Genomic DNA, 12887 nt, shown 5'->3' on the forward strand with positions numbered 1-12887 from the left:
TGGAAAAGCCCCGTCGCTTTCGAAGGGAAAGTGGCTTAAACGAGCACTTGGGGCAGCACTAAAGCGGGACAGGTCCAGTTAGGATGCCGAACTCCGTCGGGTATTAGAGCCAGCCAAGGGGTAACCAAAACCTCAATGATCGCGGATCAGTTAGAAATGGTTAATGATGCGGACTCCTGCCATCAGTTAGGGTGTCGCCAGAGTACACTCAATGATACCAAAAATGACCTCTGCCACCAATGCATCTGTGGCTGGCTGCAACTAACGTGGCCTCTGGACGGTCTGTTCAGTTGTCACGTCACCCAACATATTTTCGGCTTTGGCTGCGCCCAGTCCAATAATTCTGCAATCCAGTAATTATCTATGTATATCCACACTGGTGGACGCAATAAGCGTATAAAAATCCTAAATCCCAAATCGCATTGATGTCTTGTAGATCATCTCAGTCACCCAACTATTACCGATACCAACGGGCGCTACAAATAGTTAAAATTTAAATGAGCTTTGTGAAAATTTTTGCGCAGAAGATATCGGGCTTACATCAATCATACCAATATAACTTAGCAAAGAGATTTGTCTGTGGTCCGGCTTTTGGGAACCAAGAGCATCTTAAAAAAAGAGAGAGTTCTGTTCATCTAATTGGTTTGAATATGTGGCCCGTTGTCTGCGCAGCCAGCGTTGCGTTTCAAGTGTCTTTCCATTGATCCTTTCCACTGCATGGCAGCCGATACAAAGAGATCTGCGGAGTAGGGGCCAGTGTGCCATTTTTGAGAAGACCCCATTTTAAAGTCTGCTCGGCAACCACTGTCTTCAGGCCTTTTGCTTTGCGGTGTCGTTCTTTGACCCTATCGGGGAGCAACGCGCGCTGTATTGCCAATCAAACGGCGTTTACGGGAAACCATGCAGTCCTTGGTGTTTCTTGGAAAATGCTTTCAACAATCTCGGGACATTTCTGAACGATACATTGCCGGGCAGTGGTGATCCGTTTGATATCTTCGGCAAACTTCTCATCAGAACTTTTGCGTGTTTCAGTTTTCTGCCTCATCTTCCACTGCTCGGTGGTTACGATGAGCCAGGAACAACCGCTTCTCAATTTGGCCCATGAGCGCTGGCGGCAGCCAAAAGGGATCGACTACTCAACTCCCCCGATATGCAGTTTTATGAGGATCGCTGGCCGAGCTTGGCCAGCCAACAGCGTTTAATGAATGGTAATAAACTATCTTTCTAAAGCGGTACTGACAGTTCCAACGAAGAATTTCATCTAGCTGGAATGATCCGCTACCCTAGAGAATGGCGTCTGACCATAGAGTACCAGGCGTTCGAGGAAAATGCCCGAGATAAAACATATCTGAAATGCTGCAATGGCTTAAGCGACGGATGCTTATCCTGACTTGGCGCATCAACGACTGCCAGTCCTTATTCATGCGTCAGAAAGCCGCTATTCAATTCATAGGCAAAGGTGCGCAGGCCCAAGTCCGTCTACGGCAGATTTGAATGATCGCCACTGAGTGAGAAACCATTGGGTTCGAAAAACAAAAATAAAATGCCTTCGGCAAAGAGCAGAAAATAAGCGACCGTTTAATGAACCTTGATCCCTATAGTAATATTGCGCGAAATCATGAAAAACTGATTTTGGTCGATATTGCTGATTTCATGGAGCAAATTAACACGGCTGCAGATGAGTCGCGAGCCAGGCGGGCAAAATGAAGCGCTCAGCTTGCGGGTTGCACAGTTCTAGTATCCGGTGACGTCTCCAGGCTGAAACCCTTTTGCTGCAGTCGGCTTTTTGCCCAATATGTTTTTAAGAATGTCATTCATCGTTTTTCGATCATTATCAAAGCCACCATGAGTTTGGCTGTCTGTGATGCTCGCCATACGACCAGCATAATGAATCGTATGACCAGACTTATTCGGAATGAGCCCCTCAAACGTCTCCATGCCAAGCAACGGCATTTTCTTTCCGTCCTCGAATGCGTTGGAAATAAAGTACAGAAGGGATTTCTGATAAGGTCCGACCGTGTCGTCCAACTCTCTTCGATTGATCAGATTATATTGCCAAAGCTTGGAGATGCCGCTTGCAGCACCGGACATCCCGACCCTTGCATGATAGCTTTTCTTGTATAAATCCACGGTACAGGCCGGTGCCATGATTGAGCATGACGCAACAGGCGCATTAAGCGGATTCATTGCGTCCATTGCATCAAGTAGGTGTGCAATCAGGATTGAACCGGCACTATGACCGACCAGATGCACCTTGAGCGGCTTCGTGCGTTTTGCATTTCCCTCAAGAAGTACTTCGAGCGCCTTGCGACCACCGCCCGATTTTCTGAAACTGTAATCTGCATCACGCTTTATATTGCGCCAAACGGCTGTGCCAGGCCCTCGTGCGATAGCCTCTAAGACGCGATCTGAAAAATCAGAGAGACCTCCAGTCCGTCCCTCAGCTTTGGTTCGCGCTGAAAAGATCACATCCTTGAGTGATTCAAAAAAGCCAGTCTCCCACATGAAATGTACTGGATAGATGCCATTGCGTTTAAAGACTTCTTTCATCTTCCTCACGCGATTTGCTGACGCCGACGCCCCGTTCAATCCGCCATGACAGTAGATCACGAGATGTTTGTAGTTCCGGCCCGCCGTCAAATTTTCGTCGGCGAGAAAGTTTGCTGTTTCACGAATAGTCGTAATTGGGGTTGGGTATTTCCCAGTTTCAACAAGCTTCCCATCATTAAGATGAATAATATGACCAACGATGTCTTCATTCCGAGGCGCGCGAAGGTTTACAGCCCCAAAGAGGTTCTCTGTCTCAGGCGTTGGCTCCGTGACCGTAAGATCGAATGCATTGGGCGTTGGCACAGATAGTCGAAGCACCCAGGCGTCCATAACCGTCGCAGACCAGTCTTCATAACGCCAACGAGCGATTCCAGGTTTGCCTTCATATCGGCCCCAGTCTTCGCCCCATGAATTTTGGATTAGGAAACCGGTATCGTCGTAACCGACAATTATGAAGGCATGACCCCCTTCGGTGAGATGGGAAGGCTTAATGTCACCTTTGGGAGGTCTTTGCCAACCGCGGTGGATCGTTGCAGAAACGTAGATCACGCCAACCTCGTTGAGGGCCGCATGATAGTCGATGATCTCTGGTCTCAATCGGAAATATGCACCCAGCCCCACAACGCGCGCGTCTTTGGCATGTTGGACGGACAGATGCCAATTATGATCACCATCCATGTAAGGTGCAATGTCGTCACTGCATACGCCGTTGTGATAGAAGCCTTTCAGTGCGCCTCGAATGCTTGAGCCTTCATAGTCTTCCCCAGGCCACTCATCGTTTAATTTCGCCATTTCATAAAGCATACGCGGGCTTGCCATCGGTATGGAAATCGTAGGGTCAATCCGTTTATGGCGAAGTCGGTTCATCAGGGTAATCGCACTCGAAAGCGCGAAGCCGGTGCAAGCACCCTCCTGCCCTTGGTCCCTAACCGGACTTAACCCAGACTCTGGCGGATTTAGCTTTAGTTTCAGATCTAGAAGGGCTGGTTCGTAAATCCTGTCTCGCAAATCGGTCGCATCGGGCTGAACATTCAAAATACGGCTGCCAAGTCTAGGCGCGGCGTCCAGCGTTTGAGACGGATCGACGGGTTTCTCATCCACTGCTATTGCAGGTTTTCCGTCGTTTTTTGGAGTTTTTGCCATAACTTTGGCCTCCACTTTGAAATTGAATCGTTGGTTTCAAAAAGTCGGATGATCAATATTACTTGGGGTATCGTTACACTAATTCGCAATAATAGCAAAATTTAGTGTTCAGCTTGTCTTGCAGCCAACATGGGCACACACGTTCAATCATTCAGCATAAAGTTGATGATGCGATGACGTTGGCGACTTAGGTCACATCGTAAACTAATTTGCGAAACGCTTTCGACCCTGCTGGAAAGCAGTGCGTACAGAAGGCGCAGGATAGGTGATGATAGGCTACATTGGTAAGAAGGATTGGCGCAAATCGAAAATAGATGTCTGAGGTTCAGATTGGCGTTAACGTGTCAGATCTAAAGAAGCATTGGTTGGTGACGTGTTGCCTGATAACTATATCCACTTGCGATCCGGCAAGCAGATCGCGGTCAGGTACCAAATAGGGAGGATCTGAGAAGAAATTCAGAACTCAATGTACGTTCGACCACCGATGGACTGCTTCTCACAAGAAGGCAGCGAGGAAAAATAGCTTTGTCTATCCAACACAGCAATACCTGTGAATTCTGCGGCGCTGTAAAACGACATCATTTCAACAAGAGGGCATAGTCGCTCACCAATAAATGTAATGGGCCAACATCCTCTTCGACCTCGGCAAAGCGACCAATCGGCGCTCGGAATATATTGTCGTGAAGGTCGTCGTTCACGGTCGACACTTCGCCGATCAGGACATCACCATTTTCGCCCCAAAAGGCGTGCCAATCTCCCGGCATCAACGTTACGCTTTCTCCTGGTGCAAGTTTGAGTTTCTCGCCTGCGTGAAAGCGCTTTATGATGCCGTCGCAAAGCACCTGCCCCCCTCGATCTTCGCAAAAACCGCCCTTATCGTCAGAGCCGAAAAGCTCAACCACCAACGTGGCACCGCCTCTGTTGATGATGTCTTCGGCTTTTTTAATGTGGGTATGCATCGGGCTGATTTGGTCCTGCCGCGAGATCAGAAGTTTTTCAGCGTAACACATGCCGCCGCGTCGCCGAAGATCTGCAAGACGCCCGTTGCGCAGGGTGAAGAGGAACAGACCCATTTGGTCAAAGTCTCCTGCGCCGTAGTCTGTAATATCCCATCCGCATCTCGCATCAATCAACGCCGAAGCAGCGCTTTTGCGCGCCTGAAATTCAGAAGGGCTCCAATAGGCGAAGGGAGGAAGTGAAAATCCAAAAGAGCGGATCATGTCGTCCGCCTGTAACATGATCTCGTTGATGCAGGATCGCTTCATTTCTTCTCCTTGATGGTGTCAGCGTACGGTTTCTATGGGCCGGACAATCTAAGACAGACCCGCGTTTGATTTAAGTAGGAAATGGGACCAGATCGGACCGCAAGCGGCACCAATTTCGCGCGCTTTTCGTCCCATTGTACCTGCCTCAATTTGTGGCGGGATCAAACCACGAGTATCTTGGTTCGCGATATATCTGCGGGTCCGCTCTACCAAAGTCTGTTTGACGTTTGGCGGCAGGCCCCCATCGATCATAACAGCTTCAAAGTCGATGACCGCGCATGTTGAGAGCGCCGCTTTTGCCAGCTCTTGCGCTGTTTGTCTGATCCAAGGCTCTACGTAGCGTTCATAGGGAGTCCAGTCGTCGCTGTTCCACAGGCCGCTCGGGTCAAGGCCGACTTCGGCGAGGCGCGCCTCCAGCAGATGGATGGAGGCGATATCAATCAACTGGCGGCTCTCGCCATTGGGACCCACACTGCGCAGCGATCCCAGCGCACCTGCATTGCCCTGATGCCCCTCGAAAACGGAGTGGTTCAGCACGATGCCACCCCCGACAAATGCCGCGACGAAGAAGTAGGCGTAGTCGCGAAACTCCTTGCCACGACCGTAAATATGTTCCGCACGACAGGCAGCGGTTGCATCATTGACGATATGCACGGGCAGGTCGGAGAAATGCGCAATCTCGGCGTGGAAGTCGATGTCTTTCCACGCGGAGAACTCTTCGGCACTCGCCCCGACCATTTCATGCCAATTCCAAAGCTCAAAAGGGGCGGCGATGCCGATGCCGCAAATGCGCTCCTGCAAAGAGGCTGAGAGGCTTTGGATCAACTCCTCGCTGGCCAGTCTGAGAAATTCAAACACATCGGCGGGGAGGGGGTATTGGAAATGTGTGCTGCGTTCATCGCGTACGGTGCCGTGAAAATCCATCAAGACGATCTTGGCGCTGCGGCGGCCAATGTTCACGCCAAGCGAGAAGGCACCATCCGCCGCCAGCGCCATGGGCACCGATGGTTTGCCCACCTTGCCCTTTACCGGCGTTCCACGGGCAAGCAGTCCGTCCTTTTCCAGCTTTCTCAAAATAACGGAAACGGTTTGTGGCGACAGGCCTGCAACACGCGCAAGATCACTGCCCGGCATTGGGCCATTGCGCTGTAGCATAGACAGCAACAGCCTCTCATTGTGGTCGCGCAACCCTCTCTGGTTCACGCCGCCGCTTAAACTTCTGATCTTTGACCCATCCATACCTTTAGGCCTTACATGCATATTGTGCTGGAATGAAGGTGGCAGATCGAATTAATAAATCAAGTTTATTTATTTATTGACGTGAGGTTGAGAATCGCATTACCTCAAGCGAATTCCGCAAAATGCGGGAACTGTCTCCGATCAATCGGAAAACGTCTGGGAGGACCTCATGAAAAAACTACTCGCAACAACGGCTGTCGCATTTACTACATTGTCTGGCGCTGCATTCGCTGATGGCCATGGCATTACTGCCTGCTTGATCACAAAAACCGATACCAACCCGTTCTTCGTAAAGATGAAAGAGGGCGCAGAGGCCAAAGCAGCCGAGCTTGGTATGACGCTGAAGTCATTCGCCGGCAAAGTAGACGGCGATCATGAAACTCAGGTCGCGGCCATTGAGACATGCATCGCTGACGGCGCAAAAGGCATTTTGCTGACGCCGTCCGACACATCATCCATTGTATCTTCGGTCCAGCAGGCACGCGATGCGGGTCTGGTTGTCATCGCTCTCGACACGCCCTTGTCCCCGATTGATGCCGCCGATGCGACATTTGCCACAGACAACTTCCTCGCGGGTGAGTTGATTGGCAAATGGGCTGCGGCCAAACTCGGTGACGAAGCCGCAAACGCCAAGATCGCATTGCTTGACCTTGCCGTATCCCAGCCAACTGTTGGCGTGCTGCGCGATCAGGGTTTCTTGCAAGGATTTGGCATTGATCTGGCCGACCCGAACGTAAACGGGGACGAGACCGATCCGCGTATTGTTGGCAACGATGTGACCGCTGGTAACGAAGAGGGTGGCCGCAAGGCGATGGAAAATCTTCTGGCCAAGGATCCGATGATCAACGTGGTCTACACCATCAACGAGCCAGCTGCGGCGGGTGCCTATGAGGCGCTGAAATCCATCGGGCGCGAGAATGACGTGCTGATCGTATCTGTCGATGGCGGCTGCCCCGGCATCGCGAACATCAAGGATGGCATCATCGGCGCCACGTCCCAGCAATACCCGCTTTTGATGGCCTCCAAAGGCATCGAAGCGATTGCCGCATGGGCCAAAGACGGCACCAAGCCTGAACTGACACCGGGCAAGGACTTCTTTGACACGGGCGTTGCACTGGTCACGGACACGCCTGTTGATGGTGTCGAAAGCATCGACACCGAAGAAGGTACCAAGCTCTGCTGGGGCTAATCCCCCATCGGCCCTAGACGGGTTTTGATTACAAAAGGGGCGGCGGTGTTCGCCCCTTTTCAACGGTAAGGGAGGATAAGATGTCCAACGCAGATACCACCAAGAACGGGGTCGCCAAATTCGAGGATCCGCATCGCGGGTTTATGGGTACGGTTCAGCACGTCCTGCACACTAATCCTGCGCTCGTGCCCCTTATCGTACTCGTGGCTTCCATCGTGGTGTTCGGCCTATTGCTGGGCTCGAAATTCTTTTCTCCTTTCGCACTGACTCTCATTCTGCAGCAGGTCCAGATCGTCGGCATTGTTGCCGCCGCACAGTCATTGATCATCCTGACTGCAGGTATTGATCTGAGTGTGGGTGCAATCGCAGTGATCTCGTCAGTCGTGATGGGACAGTTTACGTTCCGCTACGGGCTTCCCGTTGAGGTGGCCGTGGCTTGTGGTTTGCTGGCAGGGACGGCCATTGGATATGTTAACGGCTGGCTGGTCGCTGTGATGAAGCTGCCGCCGTTCATCGTAACCCTTGGCATGTGGCAGATCGTGCTGGCCGCCAATTTTCTCTACTCGAAGAATGAAACCATTCGCAGTCAGGACATCGCAAATAACGCGCCCCTGCTGCAACTGCTGGGTGCCAAGTTTAATATAGGCGGCGCAGTCTTTACTGTGGGTGTTGTCTTTCTCGTCGTGCTTGTAGCAGTTCTGGCTTACGTCTTGCGCCATACGGCATGGGGCCGCCATGTCTATGCCGTGGGCGATGATGCCGAAGCTGCAGAACTGTCCGGCGTCAACGTCAAAGGAACGATCATCTCCGTCTATGCCGTCGCGGGACTGATTTGCGCATTTGCAGGCTGGGCATTGATCGGCCGGATTGGCTCTGTATCTCCCACATCAGGACAACTTTTGAACATCGAAAGCATCACGGCCGTGGTGATCGGAGGCATTTCGCTCTTTGGCGGGCGTGGTTCCATCCTTGGCACGTTCTTTGGTGCGCTTATCGTGGGGGTGTTCACGCTCGGACTGCGCCTCATGGGGGCGGACGCACAATGGACTTACCTGCTCATCGGTGTGCTCATCATCGCAGCAGTCGCAGTAGACCAGTGGATCAGAAAGGTAGCAGCATAATGGAACCTATCCTCAAAGGCCGCGGCCTCGTTAAACGCTATGGCAAAGTAACGGCACTGGATCACTGTGACTTTGACCTGATGCCCGGTGAGATCCTTGCCGTGATTGGAGATAACGGCGCGGGGAAGTCTTCGCTCATCAAAGCAGTATCGGGTGCGGTGATCCCTGACGAAGGGCAGGTTTACCTCGAAGGCAAAGAGATCAATTTCAAATCTCCCATTCAGGCCCGCGATGCCGGTATCGAGACCGTCTACCAAACGCTTGCCATGTCGCCGGCACTGTCGATTGCGGACAACATGTTTATGGGCCGCGAGATTCGCCGCCCAGGCATCCGCGGCTCACTTTTCCGGCAACTCGACCGGCGGGAGATGGAGCGTCAGGCTCGTGAAAAACTGACCGAGTTGGGATTGATGACGATCCAGAATATCAACCAAGCGGTCGAGACATTATCGGGCGGCCAACGCCAAGGTGTCGCCGTGGCGCGCGCTGCGGCTTTCGGATCAAAAGTGATCATTCTCGACGAACCGACTGCGGCCTTGGGTGTAAAGGAATCGCGTAAGGTGCTCGAATTGATCCAGGACGTGAAGTCCCGTGGTATTCCGATCATTCTCATCAGCCATAACATGCCCCATGTATTCGAGGTCGCCGACCGCATCCACGTCCACCGTTTGGGTAAGCGATTGTGTGTCATCAATCCTAAAGACTACACCATGTCGGATGCTGTCGCATTCATGACGGGGGCAAAAGAGGCGCCATCCGAGACGGTAAACGCTTGATTGATTATGCTGAAATCACGCAAAGGATCATGGACGTTCCGCTGCGACAAGGGAGACGGATCATCACTGTTGCAGGTCCTCTTGCAAGCGGGAAATCCTATCTTGCCGAGAAGCTGAGCGCCAAAATTCCACACGCTTGTGTCGTACCGATGGATGGATTTCACCACAGCAACGACCATCTGCAAGCGCGAGGGTTGCGGTCGCGCAAGGGAGCACCCGAGACTTTCGACGTTGCCGGTCTTGTATCTCTGTCAGAGCGGATGTGGCGCGCAGGCTAGGTTCCATTCCCTACATTTGATCGGGCCCGCGATTGCGTTGTCCCAAACGGTGGATGCTTGCTCGCTAGCGATACAACCGCATTGGTAAAAGGCAATTATCTGCTTTTTGATGCACCGCCATGGGATGGCTCGGCCGAGCTCTGGGATTTTGGCATCGTTCTTGATGTCCCTTTGGCCGAACTCCAAAACCGGCTGCTCAAGAGGTGGCTTGATCTGGGATATGACAGCGATGCAGCGGTTAAGAAAGCAGAAGAAAACGATCTACCCAACGCGCGGTTGGTGAATAGTAAACTGCTCCCTGCGGATATGGTTCTATCTGGATAACATCAGTTCTTTGCTGGCGAAACCTAAGCCCATTGTCGTCAAGAGTCAGTCCGGCGCCTGTTTCCAAAATCAGTTAATGATTAGCTATCCGTCAGGCATTTAAGAAACATCTGCTTCAGGGGCTATGGTTTGAATGGCGTGACCCGCTGCCGCGTTGCTTGCGAGGGGAGGTCGTACGCCCGAACCGTCCGATGCTGAAAACTCTGCCTGAGACGGTTCCCTTGAATTCAAGCCTTGCCAATCAAGCGCTTTGCGCCGATTCTCGAGGCAGCGCGTCAAATGGTATGCGTGCGCGGGCAATAGTTTTGTTTAGCAGGGTCGATTAATACCATCCCTGCCTCTTTCATTGGGCAACTGTCGAAAAATCAGGAGACCATGCGCTTGAATTTGCAAACGGGTGCGACGCGTTTTGGATAAAGGGTTTAAACAGGGCATCACGCTTCGGCATTTGCGTGCTCTTGTGGCGCTGTCTGATCTCAAACTCGTCGCAAGGGTGTCCGAGGCGCTTGGGGTGACGCAACCCGCTGTATCAAAGCAGATTGCCGAGTTGGAAAAGATCGTTGGCGTGCCTGTTGTCACGCGCGATCGCAACAGGTTGTATCTGACACCGATCGGTATTCGCCTTGCGGATCATGCGCGACAGGCTCTCGGTCAACTTGATCGCGCAGCATTCGACATTGAGGCAATGACGAGCGGGGTTTCGGGTTCTGTCTCCGTTGGTGTTGTCAGTTCGGTAGCGCCCGTGCTCTTGCCGCGCACGATCGCGTTGTTCAAGCGTAGCACGCCGCAAGCAAATGTTTCGGTGTCGGAGGGCCATTTTGTCGAGCTGCTGCCGCAACTGGAGACGGGAAAACTGGATCTGTTGATTGCGCGAATCTGGCAGCCTCAGGAGTTGGAAGGCATTGATCAAATGGCCCTGTTTTCGGAACCCGTGGTCGTTGTCGCGGGTCGCAATCATCCTTTGGGGCAAAATGAAGATGTGAAATGGGCAGATGTCGCAAGCTATCCGTGGATATTGCCGCAACCAAACTCTGTTGCGCGGCAGGCAGTGGATGCATTGTTTGCTGCGAATGGGCTGTCACCTCCGAGCAATACAATTGCATCCCTGTCACTGGCCCTTAACCTTGAGCTTTTGCGTGTGATGCCAGCACTTGGTCTGCTGCCTCAAAGGCTTGCGCAGGCGCAGGCCGCACGGGGTGAAATCGTCACGCTGCCGCTCGATACTCGTGACCTTTTGTCCGAAGCGCGCTGTTTTTGGCGTAAAGACCAGTATGCGCAGAACGCGACGCTGTCATTTTTCCTCAAATGTTTGCAACAAACGACTGAGGATCTCAAAATCATTCCTTTTGGTTAATGTATTTGGTGTATAATTCACTATTTATGATCTAATTCCTCTATTACCTTAACCAGACACACAGTTTGGGAGGGCTTGGGTGTCTGTTGTATTTATCATGAGCGTTGGGACGAGCCGTTGAGCACTACAGCTTTGCGAGCTTTGTCTGCCTGTGAGGTGCTTGCGGCGTTCAAGGCAAAAAGCTTGACGCCAAGTGCTTATTTGCTGGCCTGCCTCAATGGAATTGCGCGCTCTAATCCCAAAATCAATGCTTTGACGGCGCTGGATATCAAGGGTGCCACCGCTGCTGCTGCCGCTGCGACGACGCGTTGGCAGGCAGGATACCCGCTAGGTCCGCTCGACGGGTTGCCGATTGGTGTGAAGGATTTGCAAAACACTAAAGGCTTATTGACCACCCATGGCAGCATCCGCGCACGGGGGCACGTCCCCGATGACGACTTGCCGATGGTTGCGCGCCTACGGGCGGCGGGCGCCATCATTCTTGCGAAGACAAATGTCCCCGAAATGGGAGCTGGCGGAAACAGTCGCAATCGGGTTTGGGGGGCGACGGGTAATCCGTTTGATGCCAATCTCATCGCGGGCGGCTCGTCTGGTGGTTCTGCCGCAGCACTTGCGGCCAACCTTTTGCCCTTGTGTACAGGCTCGGACACGGGTGGATCGCTCCGCATGCCAGCAGCACTTTGTGGTGTGGTGGGCTACCGTCCGTCTGTTGATGTGATTGCCCATCCCACGCGGCCCTTGGGGTGGTCGGGCATCTCGGTGCTTGGCCCGATGGCGCGAAACTTGGATGATCTGACGCTGATGCTGGATGTCTGTCAGGGCTATGATCCTGATGATCCCCTTTCTGCTCCGTACGCTACAGGGCGTTTCACAAAGCTCCCCTCCACAGAGTTGAAAGATTTGCGCGTGGGTTTCAGTGAAGATTTTGGTGGCGCACCTGTTGAGCAAAGCATCCGTGAGACATTTCGCGCCCGTCTTAAAGTATTGCGTCCGCAGGTCAAGGAATGCCGCGTGGCTGACCTCGATTTGGGCGATATGGACCGCTGTTTCGACATTCTGCGGGCCGAGAGTTTTGGCGTCGCCTTTGGCGAAGCCGTTGCTCAAGATCCCGACAGCTTTGGTGCGCATATCAAGGATAACGTTGCGCTTGGACATACCATGTCATTGGCCGACCGCGGCTGGGCCCATGCCGAGCAATCGCGTATCTTGCGCAAATTCAACGCGCTGATGACCCAGTTTGATGTGATTGTGCTGCCAACATCACCGGTATCGCCCTTTGCATGGACGCAATCCTATGCCGAGGAGATCGACGGGTGCAAGATGGACATTTATTACCGCTGGCTTGCCCTATGCTATCGCGGGTCCTTGACGGGCGGGCCGTCGATTACGCTACCCTGTGGGCGCGACCACACCGGGATGCCCTTTGGGTTTCAGATGTTGGGACCCGTTCGGGGCGACGAAGGACTGCTGGCGGCGGCAAAGGCGGTAGAAACTCTCTTTGCATGCTCTTCCGAGACAGCGCGGCCTTTGGCAGATATGCAAACCCTCCCACACTCGGAAGTAGATCTGACATCCATTGTGACGCATCCACCTGATCTGCGCGCAGCGTCCGCAACCGAAAGACGCGCCTTGCGGACGGCAGTGTAAT

At 52.8% G+C, this 12887-nt stretch carries 10 protein-coding genes; 7 read left to right on the plus strand and 3 right to left on the minus strand.

What is annotated here, in order from left to right; translation table 11 throughout:
• Positions 1-1734: 1734 nt before the first annotated feature.
• The 3 genes from Q0775_RS10230 to Q0775_RS10240 all read right to left on the minus strand — a co-directional run bounded on the left by Q0775_RS10230 (position 1735) and on the right by Q0775_RS10240 (position 6197).
• Entirely contained in the window at positions 1735-3693 is a 1959-nt protein-coding gene (locus Q0775_RS10230) for a C1 family peptidase (protein WP_298860052.1), read from the minus strand.
• Between the two features lie 578 nt (positions 3694-4271).
• Complete coding sequence (locus Q0775_RS10235) at positions 4272-4958, minus strand: D-lyxose/D-mannose family sugar isomerase (protein ID WP_298860054.1); 687 nt, start codon at positions 4956-4958, stop codon at positions 4272-4274.
• Between the two features lie 48 nt (positions 4959-5006).
• Positions 5007-6197, minus strand: a complete 1191-nt coding sequence (locus Q0775_RS10240) for an ROK family transcriptional regulator (RefSeq protein ID WP_298860056.1) — start codon at positions 6195-6197, stop codon at positions 5007-5009.
• A gap of 169 nt (positions 6198-6366) precedes the next feature.
• On the opposite strand from Q0775_RS10240, the gene Q0775_RS10245 reads away from it, so the two are divergent.
• The 7 genes from Q0775_RS10245 (at position 6367) to Q0775_RS10275 (ending at position 12886) form a co-directional block, all read left to right on the plus strand.
• Positions 6367-7386 carry a sugar ABC transporter substrate-binding protein gene (locus tag Q0775_RS10245; RefSeq protein WP_298860058.1) on the plus strand — a complete coding sequence of 340 codons (1020 nt, stop codon included), beginning with the start codon at positions 6367-6369 and terminating at the stop codon, positions 7384-7386.
• 80 nt (positions 7387-7466) lie between these two features.
• Entirely contained in the window at positions 7467-8507 is a 1041-nt protein-coding gene (locus Q0775_RS10250; protein ID WP_298860061.1) for an ABC transporter permease, read from the plus strand.
• Entirely contained in the window at positions 8507-9283 is a 777-nt protein-coding gene (locus tag Q0775_RS10255) for an ATP-binding cassette domain-containing protein (protein WP_298860063.1), read from the plus strand. The genes Q0775_RS10250 and Q0775_RS10255 overlap by 1 nt, the downstream gene beginning before the upstream one ends.
• Before the next feature lie 29 nt (positions 9284-9312).
• Positions 9313-9561, plus strand: a complete 249-nt coding sequence (locus tag Q0775_RS10260; RefSeq protein ID WP_298860066.1) for a hypothetical protein — start codon at positions 9313-9315, stop codon at positions 9559-9561.
• A gap of 57 nt (positions 9562-9618) precedes the next feature.
• Entirely contained in the window at positions 9619-9885 is a 267-nt protein-coding gene (locus tag Q0775_RS10265) for a hypothetical protein (RefSeq protein ID WP_298860068.1), read from the plus strand.
• Positions 9886-10294: 409 nt separating this feature from the next.
• The gene (locus Q0775_RS10270) at positions 10295-11239 is read left to right on the plus strand and encodes a LysR substrate-binding domain-containing protein (RefSeq protein WP_298860070.1); all 945 of its coding nucleotides are present in this window, start codon (positions 10295-10297) and stop codon (positions 11237-11239) included.
• 117 nt (positions 11240-11356) lie between these two features.
• On the plus strand, positions 11357-12886 hold the full coding sequence (locus Q0775_RS10275) for an amidase (protein ID WP_298860072.1): 1530 nt from the start codon (positions 11357-11359) through the stop codon (positions 12884-12886).
• The last annotated feature ends 1 nt before the right edge of the window (position 12887 follow it).

Origin of the sequence: uncultured Sulfitobacter sp., assembly GCF_947499945.1 — a bacterium.
In the GTDB taxonomy this organism is placed as follows: domain Bacteria; phylum Pseudomonadota; class Alphaproteobacteria; order Rhodobacterales; family Rhodobacteraceae; genus Sulfitobacter.